Source organism: Geodermatophilus sp. TF02-6, assembly GCF_003319115.1.
In the GTDB taxonomy this organism is placed as follows: Bacteria; Actinomycetota; Actinomycetes; order Mycobacteriales; family Geodermatophilaceae; genus Geodermatophilus.
In genome coordinates this window covers 15,189-32,203 of sequence record NZ_QOHF01000018.1, presented here as the reverse complement: position 1 = coordinate 32,203, position 17,015 = coordinate 15,189, and the positions used below count along the sequence as shown (strand labels likewise).

General features: G+C 74.5%; 15 protein-coding genes. 6 read left to right on the top strand and 9 right to left on the bottom strand.

The genetic code is table 11. From position 1 onward, the window contains the following. Positions 1 to 78: 78 nt before the first annotated feature. On the top strand, positions 79 to 1,359 hold the full coding sequence (locus tag DQ238_RS16155; protein ID WP_113782296.1) for a DUF445 domain-containing protein: 1,281 nt from the start codon (positions 79 to 81) through the stop codon (positions 1,357 to 1,359). A gap of 205 nt (positions 1,360 to 1,564) precedes the next feature. On the opposite strand, the gene rlmB is transcribed toward DQ238_RS16155, so the two are convergent. The 5 genes from rlmB to DQ238_RS16130 are packed head-to-tail and all read right to left on the bottom strand — an operon-like array spanning position 1,565 to position 5,683. Next, on the bottom strand, positions 1,565 to 2,578 hold the full coding sequence (gene rlmB / locus DQ238_RS16150) for a 23S rRNA (guanosine(2251)-2'-O)-methyltransferase RlmB (protein WP_113782357.1): 1,014 nt from the start codon (positions 2,576 to 2,578) through the stop codon (positions 1,565 to 1,567). Then, positions 2,578 to 3,981, bottom strand: coding sequence for a cysteine--tRNA ligase (cysS, locus tag DQ238_RS16145; RefSeq protein WP_113782295.1), 1,404 nt, complete (start codon positions 3,979 to 3,981; stop codon positions 2,578 to 2,580). Before cysS ends, rlmB begins: the two co-directional genes overlap by 1 nt. Beyond that, the gene (gene ispF / locus DQ238_RS16140; protein WP_113782294.1) at positions 3,978 to 4,484 is read right to left on the bottom strand and encodes a 2-C-methyl-D-erythritol 2,4-cyclodiphosphate synthase; all 507 of its coding nucleotides are present in this window, start codon (positions 4,482 to 4,484) and stop codon (positions 3,978 to 3,980) included. Before ispF ends, cysS begins: the two co-directional genes overlap by 4 nt. After that, on the bottom strand, positions 4,481 to 5,155 hold the full coding sequence (ispD, locus tag DQ238_RS16135; protein ID WP_113782293.1) for a 2-C-methyl-D-erythritol 4-phosphate cytidylyltransferase: 675 nt from the start codon (positions 5,153 to 5,155) through the stop codon (positions 4,481 to 4,483). The genes ispF and ispD overlap by 4 nt, the downstream gene beginning before the upstream one ends. A 45-nt stretch (positions 5,156 to 5,200) precedes the next feature. Next, positions 5,201 to 5,683 (bottom strand): CarD family transcriptional regulator, encoded by a 483-nt coding sequence (locus tag DQ238_RS16130; protein ID WP_073418385.1) that lies wholly within the window; start codon positions 5,681 to 5,683, stop codon positions 5,201 to 5,203. 130 nt (positions 5,684 to 5,813) lie between these two features. Between DQ238_RS16130 and DQ238_RS16125 the strand changes: the two genes are divergently transcribed. After that, positions 5,814 to 6,662 (top strand): UbiA family prenyltransferase, encoded by an 849-nt coding sequence (locus tag DQ238_RS16125; RefSeq protein ID WP_233496016.1) that lies wholly within the window; start codon positions 5,814 to 5,816, stop codon positions 6,660 to 6,662. A 129-nt stretch (positions 6,663 to 6,791) separates the two neighbouring features. On the opposite strand, the gene DQ238_RS16120 is transcribed toward DQ238_RS16125, so the two are convergent. Beyond that, a complete protein-coding gene (locus DQ238_RS16120) occupies positions 6,792 to 8,339 on the bottom strand; it encodes a cryptochrome/photolyase family protein (RefSeq protein ID WP_113782291.1) in 1,548 nt (515 codons plus the stop codon). Between the two features lie 112 nt (positions 8,340 to 8,451). On the opposite strand from DQ238_RS16120, the gene DQ238_RS16115 reads away from it, so the two are divergent. The 3 genes from DQ238_RS16115 to disA all read left to right on the top strand — a co-directional run bounded on the left by DQ238_RS16115 (position 8,452) and on the right by disA (position 12,027). Further along, complete coding sequence (locus tag DQ238_RS16115; RefSeq protein ID WP_158550810.1) at positions 8,452 to 9,261, top strand: copper chaperone PCu(A)C; 810 nt, start codon at positions 8,452 to 8,454, stop codon at positions 9,259 to 9,261. Positions 9,262 to 9,470: 209 nt separating this feature from the next. After that, complete coding sequence (gene radA, locus DQ238_RS16110) at positions 9,471 to 10,838, top strand: DNA repair protein RadA (RefSeq protein ID WP_233496015.1); 1,368 nt, start codon at positions 9,471 to 9,473, stop codon at positions 10,836 to 10,838. A 103-nt stretch (positions 10,839 to 10,941) separates the two neighbouring features. Next, entirely contained in the window at positions 10,942 to 12,027 is a 1,086-nt protein-coding gene (gene disA, locus DQ238_RS16105) for a DNA integrity scanning diadenylate cyclase DisA (RefSeq protein WP_113782288.1), read from the top strand. A gap of 30 nt (positions 12,028 to 12,057) precedes the next feature. On the opposite strand, the gene DQ238_RS16100 is transcribed toward disA, so the two are convergent. Then, positions 12,058 to 12,744 carry a MucR family transcriptional regulator gene (locus DQ238_RS16100; protein WP_113782287.1) on the bottom strand — a complete coding sequence of 229 codons (687 nt, stop codon included), beginning with the start codon at positions 12,742 to 12,744 and terminating at the stop codon, positions 12,058 to 12,060. Positions 12,745 to 12,820: 76 nt separating this feature from the next. Here DQ238_RS16100 and DQ238_RS16095 point away from each other — a divergent pair, with 76 nt between their 5' ends. Next, entirely contained in the window at positions 12,821 to 13,720 is a 900-nt protein-coding gene (locus tag DQ238_RS16095) for an A/G-specific adenine glycosylase (RefSeq protein ID WP_113782286.1), read from the top strand. A gap of 100 nt (positions 13,721 to 13,820) precedes the next feature. Here the strand turns inward: DQ238_RS16095 and DQ238_RS16090 are convergent, their stop codons facing one another. Next, complete coding sequence (locus DQ238_RS16090; RefSeq protein WP_113782285.1) at positions 13,821 to 14,033, bottom strand: hypothetical protein; 213 nt, start codon at positions 14,031 to 14,033, stop codon at positions 13,821 to 13,823. 225 nt (positions 14,034 to 14,258) lie between these two features. After that, a complete protein-coding gene (locus tag DQ238_RS16085; protein ID WP_113782284.1) occupies positions 14,259 to 16,790 on the bottom strand; it encodes an ATP-dependent Clp protease ATP-binding subunit in 2,532 nt (843 codons plus the stop codon). Positions 16,791 to 17,015: the final 225 nt, after the last annotated feature.

The window sequence follows — 17,015 nt, the reverse complement described above, 5'->3', positions numbered from 1 at the left end:
CCCGGCCCCCCTGCAGGGGCCCGCGGCGAGCGTGCGAGCCGTGGGGGGCAGGGGGGTCCTTTATCTAGTCTGGGACGGGTGTCGTCGAGTCCTCCGCACGCTCCCCTGGCCGGCTCCCTCGACGACCCGGAGCGGGCCCGCGACCTCGCCCACATGAAGCGGCTGGCGACCGGGCTGTTCCTCGCCGCGGCCGCCGTCTTCCTCGGGTGCGTGCTGCTCGGCCCCGACGCGGGCGCCTGGGTCGGCTACGTGCGGGCCACCGCCGAGGCCTCCATGGTCGGCGCGCTGGCCGACTGGTTCGCCGTCACCGCGCTGTTCCGGCACCCGATGCGGCTGCCGATCCCGCACACGGCGATCATCCCGCGCAAGAAGGACCAGATCGGCGCCAGCCTGGGCACCTTCGTGCAGGAGAACTTCCTGACCCGCGCCGTGGTCGAGGAGAAGCTCACCACCATCGACGTGCCCGGCCGGCTCGGCGCGTTCCTCGCCGCGCCGGGGCGCCCCGAGCGGCTCGCCGGGGACGCCGCGGCGGTGCTGCAGTCGGTCGCCGAGCTGCTCCGGGACGACGACCTGCAGCCCGCCGTCGCCGCGCTGGTCGACCGCAAGCTGCACGGAACCCCCGCTGCGCCGATCATGGCCCGCGCGCTGGAGCTGGTGGTCGACGGCGACCGGCACCAGGAGGTGCTCTCGGCCGCGCTGCGCGGGCTGTCCCGCTTCCTCGAGGACAACCGGGTCGTCTTCCGCGCCCAGCTGGGTGACGCCTCCCCGGCCTGGGTGCCCGACTGGGTCGACGACCGGGTCTTCGACCGGGTGTTCTCGGGCGTGCAGGACTTCCTCGAGGAGGTCGGCGACGACCCCCGCCACGAGCTGCGGCGGGTCTACGACGCCCGGCTGCGCGCCTACGTGCGCGCCCTGCGCACCGACCCCGCAACGGCAGCCCGGGTGGAGGAGCTCAAGAAGGAACTGCTCGAGCACCCCGCCGTCCGGACCTGGTCGGGGTCGCTGTGGACCAACCTGAAGAACGCCGTCCTCGCCGCGGCCGCCGACCCCGACTCGGGCCTGCGCACCCGCGTCGCCGGGTTGATCCGCGAGGCCGCCCACCTGTTGCAGAGCGACCCGCGGGTGCGCGAGCTGGTGCAGCGGCACGCGCACACCACCGCCGGCTACCTCGTGGAGCGGTTCTCCGGTGACCTCGCCGACCTGGTCGGCAGCACCGTGGCGCGCTGGGACACCGAGGAGACCAGCCGCCGGATCGAGCTGCAGGTCGGCCGGGACCTGCAGTTCATCCGCATCAACGGCACCGTCGTCGGCGGCCTGGCCGGCCTGGTCATCTACACGATCGCCCAGCTGTTGTCGTGAGCAGTGAGCCCGAAGGGTCCCCGACGAGTAGGAGGACCCCGTCCCGGGCCCCAGCCTTCGGAGACCCCCTGCCCCCCGCCACGCGCAGGCTCGCGCCCGGCCCCCTCCCGGGCACCGCCCCGAGCGGAGCGAGGGGGTCGGTCAAGGGGAGGACGGGGTCCTTGCACCCGCAGGGAGCCGGCGGGGCCCGGGACGGGGCCGGGGCTCAGCGCGACGGGGGCACGGCACCTGGCCGCGGTGCGCTGCGGAGCAGCGCAGTCTGGTAGAGGGCGATGCCGGCGGCGACGCTGACGTTGAGCGACTCGGTGTCCCGGGCGATGGGGATGCGGACGACGACGTCGCAACGCTCACGCACCAGCCGGGACAGCCCCGTGCCCTCGGCGCCGACCACGAGCGCGACCGGGTCGGCGAACCCGTCGAAGTCGTGCACGTCGACCTGGCCGTCGGCGGCCAGGCCGACGGTCATCAGCCCGGCGTCCTGGTAGGAGCCCAGCGCGCGGGCCAGGTTGACCGCGCGGGCGACCGGCAGTCGGGCGGCGGCCCCGGCGCTGGTGCGCCACGCCGAGGCGGTCATGCCCACCGACCGCCGCTGCGGCACGACGACGCCGTGCGCGTCGAACGCGGCGGCCGAGCGGACGACGGCGCCGAGGTTGCGCGGGTCGGTGACGCCGTCCATCGCGACGACCAGCGGCGGCCGGCCCGAGTCGCGGGCGAGCTCCACCAGGTCGTCGGGGTGGGCGTACTGGTACGGCGGGACCTGCAGCCCGATGCCCTGGTGCAGGGCGCCGCCGGACATCCGGTCGAACTCGGCCCTCCCGACCTCCAGCAGCGGCAACCCGCGGTCGCCCGCCAGGTGCAGCGCCTCGGTGATCCGCTCGTCGGTCTGCCCCTTGGCCCCCACCCGACCCGCCCCCGCGTCACCGGTGACCACGTACAGCGCGGTCGCCGGGATCTGCGCCCGCAACGCCTCCACGACCGGGTTGCGGCCGAGCAGCAGCTCGGGCGCCTCCTCGGCGCGCTGGCGGCTGCGGTCGCGGTCGGCCCGCCGCCGGGCGTCGGCCTGCGCCCGCCGCTGCGCCGGGTGGCCCGTGCGCATCTCGGCCGGCGGGGTGGCGCCACGCCCGGCCAGCGCGCGGCGGCCCTTGCCGCCGGTGCCGGCGGTGGCGCCCTTCTTGCCGGCGCCGCTGGTGCGGCCCCGGCGCTGGCTGTTGCCGGCCATCAGCGGCCCAGCTCCCATCGCGGTCCGGTCGGGGTGTCCTCGACCTGGACACCGAGTGCGCCCAGCTGGGCGCGGATGGCGTCGGCCGCGGCGTAGTCCTTGCGGGCGCGGGCGGCCTGCCGCTGCTCCAAGGCCAGCCGCACCAGCCCGTCGGTCACCTCGGTCAGCCGCTCGTCGCCACCGGCATCGGCCCAGCGCGGGTCGAGCGGGTCCAGCCCGAGGACGCCGAGCATCGCCCGCACCGAGCCCAGCGCCGTGGCGGTGGCGTCGTCGTCCCCGGCGGCCAGCGCGGTGTTGCCCTGCCGCACCACCTCGTGGACGGCGGCGACGGCGGCCGGCGTCCCCAGGTCGTCATCCAGTGCGGCGACGAACTCCGGGGCGAGCTCCGGCTTCCCGGCGTCCGCCCCGACCCGCTCGGCGGCGCGCCGCACGAACGACTCCAGCCGCCGGTAGGCCGCACCCGCCTCGGCCAGCGCGGCGTCGGTGAACTCGATCGTCGAGCGGTAGTGCGGAGCGACCAGGTAGTAGCGCAGCTCGACCGGGCGCACCCGCTTGACCACCTCGTCGACCAGCGCGGTGTTGCCCAGCGACTTGCTCATCTTCTCGCCGCCGAGGGTGACCCAGCCGTTGTGCACCCAGTACTGCGCGAAGCCGTCGCCGGCGGCCATGGACTGGGCGCGCTCGTTCTCGTGGTGCGGGAAGCGCAGGTCCAGCCCGCCGCCGTGGATGTCGAACTCGGGCCCCAGGTAGCGCTCGGCCATCGCCGAGCACTCCAGGTGCCAGCCCGGCCGGCCGCGGCCCCACGGAGTGTCCCAGGACGCGGTCGCAGGCTCGCCCTCCTTCGCCGCCTTCCACAGGGCGAAGTCACGGGGGTCGCGCTTGCGCTCGTCGGTGTCGGTGTCGGCGGCCGGCTGCAGGTCGGCCAGCTTCTGCCCGGTGAGCTCCCCGTAGCCGGGAAAGGAGCGGACGTCGAAGTAGACGTCCCCGTCGACGGCGTAGGCGTGCCCGCGCTCGACCAGCCGCGCCATGAGCGCGACCATGTCGGGGATGTGCCCCGTGGCCCGCGGCTCGTAGGTCGGCGGCAGCACCCCGAGGACGTCGTAGGCGCGGGTGCAGGCCAGCTCGTTGGCGTACGCCCACGCCCACCACGGGACGCCGTTGGCTGCGGCCTTGGCCAGGATCTTGTCGTCGATGTCGGTGACGTTGCGGACGTAGCGCACCTCGAGCCCGCCGGCGGTCAGCCAGCGGCGCAGCACGTCGAAGACGAGCGCGGCCCGCACGTGCCCGACGTGCGGCGGGCCCTGGACGGTGAGCCCGCAGACGTACACGGAGGCCTGTCCCGCACGCAGGGGCGTGAAGTCGCGGACCGCGCGGGCGGCCGTGTCGTACAGGCGGAGGCTCACCGCTGGGAGTCTACGGACGGCGGCGCGTCGTCCGTCCGGACCACCAGCGCCGTCGCCACCGCCGCCCGGCCCTCGCCGCGGCCGGTCAGCCCCAGCCCGTCGGTGGTGGTCGCGGTGACGCTGACCGGCGCGCCGAGGGCCTCGCCGAGCACCCGCTCGGCCTCGGCGCGGCGCGGGCCGACCCTCGGGCTGTTGCCCACCAGCTGGACCGCGGCGTTGCCCACCGCCCAGCCGGCGGCGGTCAGCACCTCGCGGACGTGCACCAGCACCGCCACCCCGCGTGCGCCGGCCCAGCGCGGGTCGCCGGTGCCCAGCAGGCCGCCGATGTCGCCCAGCCCGGCCGCGGAGAGGACGGCGTCGGTGAGCGCGTGGGCGGCGACGTCCCCGTCGGAGTGGCCGGCGCAGCCGTCGGCGTCCGGCCACTCCAGCCCGGCCAGCCAGCACGCCCGCCCGGCCTCGACCGGGTGGACGTCGACCCCGATCCCCACGCGCGGCAGGGTCACCGCGCCACCTGCAGCTCCGCCAGCGCGAGGTCGTGGGCGACGGTCACCTTGGCCGCCCGCTCGTCCCCGGGGACGGTCGTGACCGGGACCCCGGCGGCGCGGACCACGGCGGCGTCGTCGGTCAGCTCGGCGTCGGCGGGCAGCCGGTCGTAGGCGTCGGCCAGGACGGCGCGGGAGAAGCCCTGCGGGGTCTGCACCCGGCGCAGCCGGCCGCGCGGGACCGCGTCGACCACCACCCCGTCGCCGTCGACGACGACGGTCGTGTCGACCACCGGCAGCACCGGCACCACGGCCGGGGCGCCGTCGGCGAGCGCGGTGAGCACCCGGGCCACCACGTCGGGCGGGGTCAGCGGCCGGGCGGCGTCGTGCACCAGGACGGCGTCGGGCGCGGGGCGGGCAGGGAGGGTCACCGCGGCGAGGGCAGCGCGGACCGAGGCGGTCCGGGTGGCGCCGCCGACGACCAGCCGCGCGTCCGCGGGCAGGACGGCGGCGAAGGCGGCCAGGTCGTTCGCCGGGACCGCCACGACGACGTCGGCCACGCCGCCCTCGTGCAGGGTGTCGACCGCCCAGCGGACCAGGGCCCGGCCGCCGAGGCCGACCAGCGCCTTGGGCCGGTCGGCCCCCAGACGCAGTCCACTCCCGGCCGCTGCGACGATGCCGACAGCGTGCACGGGAGTGGGCTGGACGTACGAGGTGGCTGGTCCGGCGGGACGAGCTCAGCTGGCGAGGACCTCGTCGAGGAGCACCTCGGCCTTGTCCTCGTTGGTGCCCTCGGCGAGGGCGAGCTCGCTGACCAGGATCTGGCGGGCCTTGGAGAGCATCCGCTTCTCGCCGGCGGACAGCCCTCGGTCCTTGTCGCGGCGCCACAGGTCGCGGACCACCTCGGCGACCTTGTTGACGTCACCGGAGGCCAGCTTCTCCAGGTTGGCCTTGTACCGACGCGACCAGTTGGTCGGCTCCTCGGTGTGCGGGGCACGCAGCACCTCGAAGACCCGGTTCAGCCCGTCCTGACCGACGACGTCGCGCACGCCGACGATCTCGGCGTTGTCGGCCGGCACGCGCACGGTGAGGTCACCCTGGGCGACCTTGAGCACGAGGTAGGCCTTCTCTTCACCCTTGATGACCCGCGTCTCGATCGCTTCGATGAGCGCGGCCCCGTGGTGCGGGTAGACAACGGTCTCGCCGACAGTGAAGCCCATGTGTGTGTGACCCCTTTCGCTGTCCCCAGGCTACCACGGCACACTGGCGAACGGGACCGTCGGATTCCGTAAAGTCGCAGGTCAGAGCCGGAGTGAAGTGCTTGAGGGGGTTGACAGGAGCATGGTTGGTGTGCCTGTGCGTCCCGCCCGCCCGGCGGCCACCGTGCGCGCGCTCGCGCTGGCGACCCACCCCGCGCCGGCCGGCGCGGTCACCGTCGTGGCCACCCTGCTCGCCGTCGGCGCCGGGGTGTCCGCGGTGCGCGTGGCGCTCGTGGCGGCGGCCGTCCTCGCAGGTCAGGCGTCGATCGGGTGGAGCAACGACTGGCTCGACGCCGACCGGGACCGGGCCGTGGCGCGGGCCGACAAGCCGGTCGTCCAGGGCGCCGTGGCCCCCGCCCTGCTGCGCACGCTCGCCCTCGGATCGGCCGCCGCCGCCGTCGTCCTCTCCCTGCTGCTGGGCGCCGTCCCGGGGGTGCTGCTGCTCGTCCTGGTGGCCAGCGGGTGGGCGTACAACGCCGGGCTCAAGCGCACCGCGGCGTCGGTGCTGCCCTACGTCACCGGCTTCGGCGCGCTGCCCGCCGGGGTGGTCGCGGCGGCGCCCGGGAGGCCGGGTGCGCCGTGGTGGCTGGTCGCGGCCGGGGCCGCCCTGGGTGCCGCCGCGCACCTGGCCAACGTCGCCCCCGACCTCGAGGACGACCTGGCCACCGGCGTCCGCGGGCTGCCGCACCGGCTCGGCGCGCGGGTCTGCGCCGTCGTCGGCGCGGTGCTGCTCGGGGGGGCCTCGTTGGTCCTCGTCCTGGGCCCCGCAGGTCCGCCGACCCCTGCCGGCTGGACCGCCCTGGCGCTGGCCGTGCCGGCCGTCGCGGTCGCCGCCCTGGCGGGCACCGCACGGTTCCGCCGGCGGGCGTTCCCGGCGGTCATGCTGCTGACCGTCCTCGACGTGGTGCTGCTGCTGGCCGGCGGGGCCGCGGTCACCTGAGAGAGGACCCCCTGCCCCCCACCGCTCGTGAGAGGACCCCGTCCTCCCCACCCCTCGCAGGCTCGGGGCGGTACCCGGGACGGGGCCGGGGCCCCTGCAGGAGGGCCGGGACCCGGGACGGGGCCGAGCTCAGGGGGCCTCGGTGCCGCGCAGCCGTTCCTGCTCGACGACCTCGGGGAGGTCCGTGAGCCGGTCCAGACCGCGCAGCGGCTGGCGCATGCGGTGGTTGACGGCCAGCCGGTCGCGGTTGCGGTCGAGGAACGCCCAGTAGCCGGCGGTGTACGGGCAGGCGTCCTCCCCCAGCCGGCGCCGGGGGTCGTACCGGCACCCGCCGCAGTAGTCGCTCATCCGGTCGATGTAGGCGCCGCCGGCCGCGTAGGGCTTGGTGGCCAGCACCCCGCCGTCGGCGTGCTGGCTCATCCCGACGACGTTGGCGACCATCACCCAGTCGTAGCCGTCGACGAAGCTGCGGTGGAACCAGTCGGTCATGGCCAGCGGGTCGATCCCGCGCTGCAGGGCGTAGTTGCCCAGCACCATCAGCCGCGGGATGTGGTGGACCCAGCCGTCGCGGCGCAGGTCGGCGAGGACGTCGGACAGGCACGCCGCGTCGACGGCGCCGTCGTCGAGGTCGGCCAGCCACCCCGGCACCGGTTCGTGGGCGGCCAGGGCGTTGGCGTGCCGGAAGTCCCGGCCCAGGTGCCAGTACACGTGCCAGATGTAGTCGCGCCAGCCCATGACCTGGCGGACGAAGCCCTCCACGCTGTTCAGCGGCAGGGGGTCGCCGTCGGCGACCGAGTCCCGGTACCGCTGCTCGGCGGCGTGCACCACCGCCATCGGGTCGAGCAGTCCCAGGTTGAGCGCCGGGGAGAGCAGCGAGTGGGCCATCCACCGCTGGCCGGCCAGCATCGCGTCCTCGTGCGGGCCGAAGGTGCCCAGCCGGGTGTCGAGGAAGTCGGCCAGGCGGCGCAGCGCCTCTCTGCGGGTCACCGGGAACAGCCGCGGGCCGTCGTCCCCCACGAAGGCGACGTCCCCGTCGGCGGCCCAGCGGTCGAGGTCGGCGCGCACTTGCTCGTCGATCTCGTCCTCCTCCGGCCACCACGGCTCCGGCGCCGGGGAGCGGCCGTCGGCCGGCGGGGGCTCCCGGTTGTCCGCGTCGAGGTTCCAGCGCCCGCCCACCGGCTCGGCGCCGTCCATGAGGACGTCGTGCCGGCGGCGGGCGTCGCGGTAGAAGTCCTCCATGAGCAGCCGGCGTCTCCCCCGGCCCGCGGCCCAGGCGGCGAACTCCTCCTGGGAGCTGACGAAGCCGCGGGCGGCGAGCACCTGCAGCCCGGGACGGCCGAGCACGTGATCGCGGCTGGCCCACGTCGTCGGCGCGCACACCGACAGCGGCTCGCGCACCCGGTCGAGCGCCTCGCCGTAGGTGCGCACCCGGTGGAACTGCGCCTGGTCGCCGAGCTCGGCGGCCCGGTGGCGCAGCGCGGACAGCAACAGGTGGGCCTTCTGGCGGTGGAACCGGCGGCGGGCGAAGACCGCCCGCGACTCGACCAGCAGCACCGGCTGGTCGGGGGCGTCGAGGAAGTGCGGGCCCAGCTGGTCGGCGAAGCACCACCTGCGGGTGGCGGGCGCGCGGGCGGGGAACCCGGCGAGCGCCGGGTCGGCCGCAGTCGGTGGTGGCATGCCGGGGACCACGGCCTCACCTCCCGGCAGACATCCTGGGCCGGGCGTTAGGCTCGGCGCGACTCGGGGCCACCGACCTGCGGTGGCCGGCACGTCCTGGAGGTCGACGGCTGTGAACCGCGCACTGCGCGCCGCCACGATCGGTGCCCTGCTGCTCAGCCCGGTCGCGCTGACCGCCTGCAGCGCCGGGCAGGTCTCCCAGACGGCCACCCAGAACCGGGACAAGGTCGGCCCGGAGGCCGAGGCCGGGGACATCACCCTGCGCCAGATCCAGCTGGCCTACCCCGCCGACGGTCGCTACGCCGTCGGCGACGCCGCCGAGCTGCAGATGGCCATCGTCAACAGCAGCAACGAGGCCGACACCCTGGTCGGCATCGAGGGCGACGCCTTCGACGGCGCCGTCGTCACCGGCCGGACCACCGCGTCCCCCGCCGTCCCGGGCTCCCCGTCCGCGACGCCGTCCGGCACCCCGAGCGCGACCCCGGGCACGGTCGCCACCGAGAGCACCTCGCCCGGCGCGTCGGCCACTCCGAGCACCTTGCCCGGCGCGTCGGCCACTCCGAGCACCTTGCCCGGCGCGTCGGCCACCTCGGCCACCCCCAGCAGCCCGGCCACGCCGACGACCGTTCCCGCACCGGCCACCGCGTCGGCCAGCACGCGGGTGGACATCCCCGTGCCGCCCCGCTCCACGGTCTTCCTCGGTGGCGCCGACGGCCTCACGGTGGAGCTGGTCGACCTCTCCGAGGAGTTGACCTCGGGCCAGAGCATCCAGCTCACGCTCACCTTCGAGCGCGCCGGTGACATCACCACGCAGGCGCTCGTGGCCACCCCCGACCGGGCGCTGCCGCGCGGAGAGGGCTTCGACTTCCACGACGAGGCGGCGCCGGGCCGCGACGCCGAGCAGGACACCGAGACGGAGTGAGCAAGGACCCCCTGCCCCCCACCGGGGAAGGACCCCGTCCTCCCCACCCTTCGTAGGAGGACCCTGGCCCCCTTGCAGGCTCGCCGTCGCGAGCTCGCGAGCGGTGGGGCAAGGAGGCCATCACTCCACCACTCGCAGGTTCGCGGTGAGACCCTGCAGGGGGCGCGTCCGCACCCGTCCTGTCGTACCCGGCGGTTAGCGTCGGCCGCGTGCCACCCGCAGGAGTGAAGTCCCCTCGTCCCGCCCACCGCTGCACCGAGTGCGGCCACGCCTCGGCCAAGTGGGTCGGTCGCTGCCCCGAGTGCCAGGCCTGGGGCACCCTGCAGGAGGTCGGCACCCCCGCCTCGCCGCTGCGAGCCGTCGCGGCCGGCCCGGTGACCGCGCCTGCGGTCCCCATCGCCCAGGTCGAGCTCGCGGCCGCCCGTGCCGTGCCGACCGGCATCGACGAGTTCGACCGCGTCCTCGGCGGCGGGCTGGTCCCCGGTGCGGTGCTGCTGGTCGCCGGTGAGCCGGGCGTGGGCAAGTCGACGCTGCTCCTGGAGGTCGCCCACCGGGTGGCCGCCACCAACGGCCCGGCCCTCGTCGTCTCCGGCGAGGAGTCGGCGGCGCAGGTGCGGCTGCGCGCCGAGCGCATCGGCGCGCTGCACGAGCGGCTCTACCTCGCCGCGGAGACCGAGCTGTCGGCCGTCCTCGCCCACGTCGAGCAGGTGCAGCCGTCGCTGCTGGTCCTCGACAGCGTGCAGACGGTGCGCTCCCCCGCCGTCGAGGGGACCGACGGCGGCTCCACGCAGGTGCGGGCGGTGGCCAGCGCGCTGACCGGCGTGGCGAAGAGCCGCGCGATGACGACGATCCTGGTCGGCCACGTCACCAAGGACGGCGCGGTCGCCGGACCGCGCACCCTCGAGCACCTCGTCGACGTCGTGGTCTCCTTCGACGGCGAGCGGCACTCCACGCTGCGCCTCATCCGCGCGCTGAAGAACCGGTTCGGCCCGGCCGACGAGATCGGCTGCTTCGAGATCGGCGACGGCGGCGTCGTCGGCGTCCCCGACCCCTCCCACCTGTTCGTCTCCCGGCGCACCGCACCGGTGCCCGGCAGCTGCGTCACGGTGACCCTCGAGGGCAGCCGCCCGCTGCTGGCCGAGGTGCAGGCCCTGGTCGCGGGCACCGGTGGGGGCGGCTCACCCCGGCGGGCGGTCAGCGGCCTGGACTCCCAACGCGTGGCGATGGTGAACGCGGTGGTCGAGCGGCGCGGCGGGGTCAGGCTCGCCGACGCCGACGTCTTCGCCGCCTCCGTCGGTGGCGTGCGCATCGTCGAGCCGGCCGCCGACCTCGCCCTGGCGCTGGCGATCGCCTCCGCGGCGAAGGACGTCCCCCTCCCCCAGGGTGTGGTCGCCCTCGGCGAGGTCGGCCTCTCCGGCGAGATCCGCCGGGTGGGTGGCACCGGCCGCCGGCTGGCCGAGGCGGCCCGGCAGGGGTACCGGGTGGCGCTCGTCCCCGAGGACGCCGGCAGCGCGCCGCGCGGGATGCGCCTGGTCGAGGTGCCCGATCTGGGAGCCGCCTTCGCCCGCCTCTTCTGAGGTCGGCCGCCCGCTCCTCGGTGCGGTGGCCCACCGACCGCCGCACGTACCGTGGGGAGCCACGTAGGATCAGCTCCCACAACACCGAACGTCAGGAGCGCTCGTGGCCCCCGCTGTGGATTCCGAGGTCGCGCTCCGCGAACTGCTCGGCCGCATCGCACCGGGGACGGCGCTGCGGGACGGCCTCGAGCGCATCCTCGCCGGGCGGACCGGTGCGCTGATCGTGCTGGGCTACGACCGGGTCGTCGAGTCCATCAGCACCGGCGGCTTCGCCCTGGACGTCGCCCTGTCGGCCACCCGGCTGCGCGAGCTGGCGAAGATGGACGGCGCGGTGATCGTCTCCTACGACGGTGCGCGGATCGTGCGGGCCGGTGTCCACCTCATGCCCGACCCGACCGTGCCCACCGAGGAGTCGGGCACCCGGCACCGCACCGCCGAGCGGGTCGCCATCCAGACCGGCTTCCCGGTGATCTCGGTCAGCCAGTCGATGAGCATCATCAGCGTCTACGTCGCCGGCCGGCGGTACACGCTGGAACACCCGACCACCATCCTGGCGCGCGCCAACCAGGCCCTGGCCGCGCTCGAGCGGTACAAGCTGCGGCTCGACGAGGTGGCCAGCACCCTGTCGGCGCTGGAGATCGAGGACCTCGTCACCGTCCGCGACGCGATGAGCGTGAGCCAACGGCTGGAGATGGTCCGGCGGATCGCCGACGAGATCGAGGGCTTCGTCGTCGAGCTCGGCACCGACGGACGGCTGCTTGCGCTGCAGCTGGACGAGATGCTCGCCGGCGTCGAGGAGGACCGCGCCCTGCTGGTGCACGACTACCTGCCCGGCGACGTCCACCGGCCGAAGACCATCGAGCAGGTCCTCACCGACCTGCGGGCGCTGTCGCCGACCGAGCTGCTCGACCTCTCCGCGGTGGCCCGCTGCTACGGGCTGCCGACCTCCGCCGACGCGCTGGACTCCCCGGTCAGCCCGCGCGGCTACCGCCTGCTCTCTCGCGTCCCGCGTCTGCCGGCCGGGATCATCGACCGCCTGGTCGACCACTTCGGCGGCCTGCAGAAGCTGCTGGCCGCCACCATCGAGGACCTGCTCGCCGTGGACGGTGTCGGCGAGGCCCGCGCCCGCGGGATCCGCGAGGGCCTGTCCCGGCTGGCCGAGACCTCGATCCTCGACCGCTACAGCTGAGGAAGGCCCCGCCCCGAGAGGACGGGGCCCTCACACGACCGTGAACGGCGTGTCCGCGCTGGTCTTCGTGTCCAACCGGCCCCGTAGCACGTACTGACCGGGAGGCGGCGCGGTGCGGGCCGCGCCGCAGGTCGGCTCGCTGGTCAGCCCGCTCCACACCAGCGGGAACGACACCGACTCGCCCGGCGCCAGGGTGCGGGTGTCCGAGCTGGCCTCCGGGAAGCAGTCGTTGCTGCCCCACACGCGGTTGCCTGCGCCGTCGAGCATGACGATCTCCTGCAGGCCCTCGTCCAGCACCCGCACGCAGGGCACCGGCGTGGTGTTGGTGACCACCAGCTCGAAGGTGGGCCGATCCTCCGCCCGCGCGTTGGCGGGCGCCCGCACCTCCAGGTTGACCATGTCGTCGCTGCACGGGCCGCCGGGGCTCGGCGCGGGAGTGGTGGGCGCCGGAGCGGGGGCCGGCGTCGGCGTCGACGGCGGCGTCGGCGTCTGCACGCTGGCCAGGGAGGGCACCACGCGCTCGAGAGCCGGTGGCGCGGCGGGCTCGCCGCTGCGGCTGGCGGTTGCCGCGGCCGTCGACGAGCTGTCCTGACCGCCGCTGCCCGCGGCGACCGCCAGCCAGCCCCCGCCGACCAGCACCGCCAGGAGCAGCACGAGCAGCAACAGGCGCCGGCGCCAGTAGACGGCCGAGCGGTGCGGGCCGACCGGGTGCAGCACGGGAGAACCGTAGTGCGCCGCGGACACCCGACCTGCACCGGCACGCCGCCCGGAGAGGACGGCACACTGGGACCCCGTGGACAGCACGGCCCGCACCCTCCCGGCCTCGGGGCGCGACCTCGGTGAGGCCCTCGTCGACTGGTACGCCACCGCCGCCCGCGACCTGCCGTGGCGCCGGCCGCAGGTGGACCCGTGGGCCGTGCTGGTCAGCGAGGTGATGTTGCAGCAGACACCGGTCACCCGGGTGGAACCGGTGTGGCGGGAGTGGATGGCCCGCTGGCCGACGCCGGCTGCGCTCGCCGCGGCCTCCCCGGCCGAGGTGATCCGCGCCTGGGGCAAGCTGGGCTACCCGCGCCGCGCGCTGCGGCTGCGGGAGACCGCCCTGGCCCTCACCGAGCGGCACGGCGGCGTCGTCCCGGCGGACGTCGCGGCGCTGGAGGCGCTGCCAGGCGTCGGGACCTACACCGCCCGCGCGGTCGCCTGCTTCGGCCACGGCCGGCCGCAACCGGTGGTCGACACCAACGTGCGGCGGGTCGTGGCCCGGCTGGTGCACGGGCGGGCCGAGGCAGGCAGCGCGCGGGCGACCGACCTCACCGACGTGGCGGCGCTCGCCCCGGCCGACCCGGAGCGGGCCGTGCGGTTCTCGGTGGCGGCCATGGAGCTCGGCGCGCTGGTGTGCGTGGCCCGCACGCCGCGGTGCGGGGTCTGTCCCGTGCGGGAGAGCTGCGCCTGGCGGCTGGCCGGCCACCCGGCGGCCGACGGACCGCCCCGCAGGGTGCAGACCTTCGCCGGGACCGACCGTCAAGCTCGTGGCCGGCTGCTCGACGTCCTGCGGGCCGCTCCGGGCCCGGTGGAGGCACGTCTGCTGGACGAGGCCTGGGCCGACGCCGTCCAGCGCTCACGCTGCCTGGACTCGCTGCTGGTCGACGGCCTGGTCGAGCAGACGCCCGACGGCCGGTTCCGCCTCCCCGCGTGATCGCCGCCGCACCCCGCCGACCGACCCGCCACAGCTGATCATGGGCTTGTTGCGCTCTCCTGCGGCGTGTCCCCGCGTGTCGCCCGCGACAACCCCATGATCAACGACGGCGTGGGCGGCGGCGGGGGTTGCTGAGGTCGCGGAAGGTCATCAACCAGCCGGCGACCGCGGCCACGAGGGCGAGCACGAGGGCCGCAGCCTTCAGCCCGCCAGGCAGGCCGCTGGTCCACACCAGCGTGGCGCCGACCATGGCCGTCACGATCAGCAGCCCGCCGTAGACCGGCGTCCGTCTCGGGTGCTCGCCCAACGTCACGAGAGGATTGTCCCCGCCAGCAGGCGGACGGCCCGGCGAGGTATGGGAAGCGATACCCGCGTCAGGGGCGCTCTGACGCGGGTATCGCTTCCCATACCTGGGGAGGGGACAGACGACGAAGGGGCCGCCCCCCACCTTCTCGGGCGGGGAACGGCCCCTGTCCGACTCCGTCCCGAGGCTCACCCCGAGCGTGCGAGAGGTGAGGAGGACGGGGTCCTACTACTACTACTGCTCGGCCGAGGCCGCGGACCCCTCCTCGTCGCCGCCGGAGAGGGCCACCGGCGGGGTGTCGGGCAGGTCGATCGGCTTGGCCTCGCCGCGGAAGGTGAACCGCTGCTCGGGGCCCTCGCCCTCGACGTCCACCACGATGATCTGACCGGCGGTCAGCTCGCCGTAGAGGATCTTCTCCGACAGCGCGTCCTCGATCTCGCGCTGGATGGTCCGCCGCAGTGGCCGGGCACCCAGCACCGGGTCGAACCCGCGGGCGGCCAGCAGCTTCTTGGCCTCCTGGGTGACCTCGAGGGACATGTCCTTGTTCGCCAGCTGGCTCTCCACGCGGGCGAGCATGAGGTCGACGATCTGGATGATCTCGTCCTCGGTCAGCTGGTGGAACACCACGATGTCGTCGATGCGGTTGAGGAACTCGGGCCGGAAGTGCTGCTTGAGCTCGTCGTTCACCCGCGACTTCATGCGCTCGTAGTTGGACTGGCTGTCGTTCCCGGCCTGGAAGCCGAGGCCGACCGCCTTGGAGATGTCCCGCGTCCCGAGGTTGGTCGTGAGGATCAGGATCGTGTTCTTGAAGTCCACGATCCGGCCCTGGCCGTCGGTGAGCCGGCCGTCCTCCAGCACCTGCAGGAGCGTGTTGAACACGTCCGCGTGCGCCTTCTCGATCTCGTCGAAGAGGACCACCGAGAACGGCTTGCGCCGCACCTTCTCGGTCAGCTGGCCACCCTCGTCGTACCCGACGTAGCCGGGAGGGGCACCCACCAGCCGCGACACGGTGAAGCGGTCGTGGAACTCGCCCATGTCGATCTGGATGAGCGCGTCGTCCTCACCGAAGAGGAAGTTGGCCAGCGCCTTGGCCAGCTCGGTCTTCCCGACACCCGAGGGGCCGGCGAAGATGAACGAGCCACCGGGGCGGCGCGGGTCCTTGAGGCCGGCCCGCGTGCGCCGGATCGCCTGGCTGACGCTCTTGATGGCCTCTTCCTGACCGATGATGCGCTTGTGGAGCTCGTCCTCCATGCGCAGGAGACGGGTGGTCTCCTCCTCGGTCAGCTTGAAGACGGGGATGCCGGTCCAGTTGGCCAGCACCTCGGCGATCTGCTCGTCGTCGACCTCGGCGACGACGTCCATGTCGCCGGCTTTCCACTGCTTCTCGCGCTCGGACTTCTCTGCCAGGAGGGTCTTCTCCTTGTCGCGCAGCGACGCGGCCTTCTCGAAGTCCTGCGCGTCGATGGCCGACTCCTTCTCGCGGCGGATGGCCGCGATCCGGTCGTCGAACTCGCGCAGGTCCGGCGGAGCCGTCATCCGCTTGATCCGCATCCGGGCGCCGGCCTCGTCGATCAGGTCGATCGCCTTGTCCGGCAGGAAGCGGTCGGAGATGTACCGGTCGGCCAGCGTCGCGGCGGCGACCAGGGCACCGTCGGTGATGCTGATCCGGTGGTGCGCCTCGTACCGGTCGCGCAGCCCCTTGAGGATCTCGATGGTGTGGGTGAGCGTCGGCTCGCCCACCTGGATCGGCTGGAAGCGCCGCTCGAGAGCGGCGTCCTTCTCCAGGTGCTTGCGGTACTCGTCGAGCGTGGTGGCGCCGATGGTCTGCAGCTCGCCGCGGGCCAGCATCGGCTTGAGGATGCTGGCGGCGTCGATCGCGCCCTCCGCGGCACCGGCCCCGACGAGGGTGTGGATCTCGTCGATGAACAGGATGATGTCGCCGCGGGTGCGGATCTCCTTGAGGACCTTCTTCAGCCGCTCCTCGAAGTCACCGCGGTAGCGGGAGCCGGCGACCAGCGCGCCGAGGTCGAGGGTGTAGAGCTGCTTGTCCTTGAGCGTCTCGGGGACCTCGCCCTTCACGATCGCCTGGGCCAGGCCCTCGACGACGGCGGTCTTGCCGACGCCGGGCTCACCGATGAGGACGGGGTTGTTCTTGGTCCGCCGCGACAGGACCTGCATGACCCGCTCGATCTCCTTGGCCCGCCCGATGACCGGGTCGAGCTTGGAGTCGCGCGCGGCCTGGGTCAGGTTGCGGCCGAACTGGTCGAGCACCAGCGAGGTCGACGGCGTGCCCTCGGCCGGGCCACCGGCGGCGGCCGGCTCCTTGCCCTGGTAGCCGGAGAGCAGCTGGATGACCTGCTGGCGGACGCGGTTGAGGTCGGCGCCCAGCTTCACCAGGACCTGGGCGGCCACGCCCTCGCCCTCGCGGATCAGGCCGAGCAGGATGTGCTCGGTGCCGATGTAGTTGTGACCGAGCTGCAGCGCCTCGCGCAGCGACAGCTCGAGGACCTTCTTGGCCCGCGGCGTGAAGGGGATGTGCCCGGACGGTGCCTGCTGGCCCTGCCCGATGATCTCCTCCACCTGCTGGCGGACGCCCTCCAGCGAGATGCCGAGGGACTCGAGCGCCTTGGCCGCGACGCCTTCACCCTCGTGGATCAGGCCCAGGAGGATGTGCTCGGTGCCGATGTAGTTGTGGTTGAGCATCCGGGCCTCTTCCTGGGCCAGGACGACCACGCGGCGGGCTCGGTCGGTGAACCGTTCGAACATCTGCTGCTTCTCCTCTGACCGGCTGGTCCGGCACTGCCCTCCCCGCGATGGGGAGGAGCACCCGACGTCCGTCGGCGCGCGGGGGCACCAGTCTTCCACTGTAGTCGCGGACTCCGACCCTCCGTCGGCACGCGGCCGGACCGGAGGAGAGGAGCTGCACGGTCCAACCGATGGTGACCGACCGGTGTTCCGTGCCGGTTACGCCGAGAGCGGACGGTGAGCACC

Bases quoted from the DNA above. Each gene is read 5' to 3' on its own strand.
- rlmB (WP_113782357.1), bottom strand. From the start codon at position 2,578: ATGGCCGGCAACAGCCAGCGCCGGGGCCGCACCAGCGGCGCCGGCAAG.
- DQ238_RS16130 (WP_073418385.1), bottom strand. From the start codon at position 5,683: ATGGGCTTCACTGTCGGCGAGACCGTTGTCTACCCGCACCACGGGGCC.
- DQ238_RS16120 (WP_113782291.1), bottom strand. From the start codon at position 8,339: ATGCCACCACCGACTGCGGCCGACCCGGCGCTCGCCGGGTTCCCCGCC.
- DQ238_RS16085 (WP_113782284.1), bottom strand. From the start codon at position 16,790: ATGTTCGAACGGTTCACCGACCGAGCCCGCCGCGTGGTCGTCCTGGCC.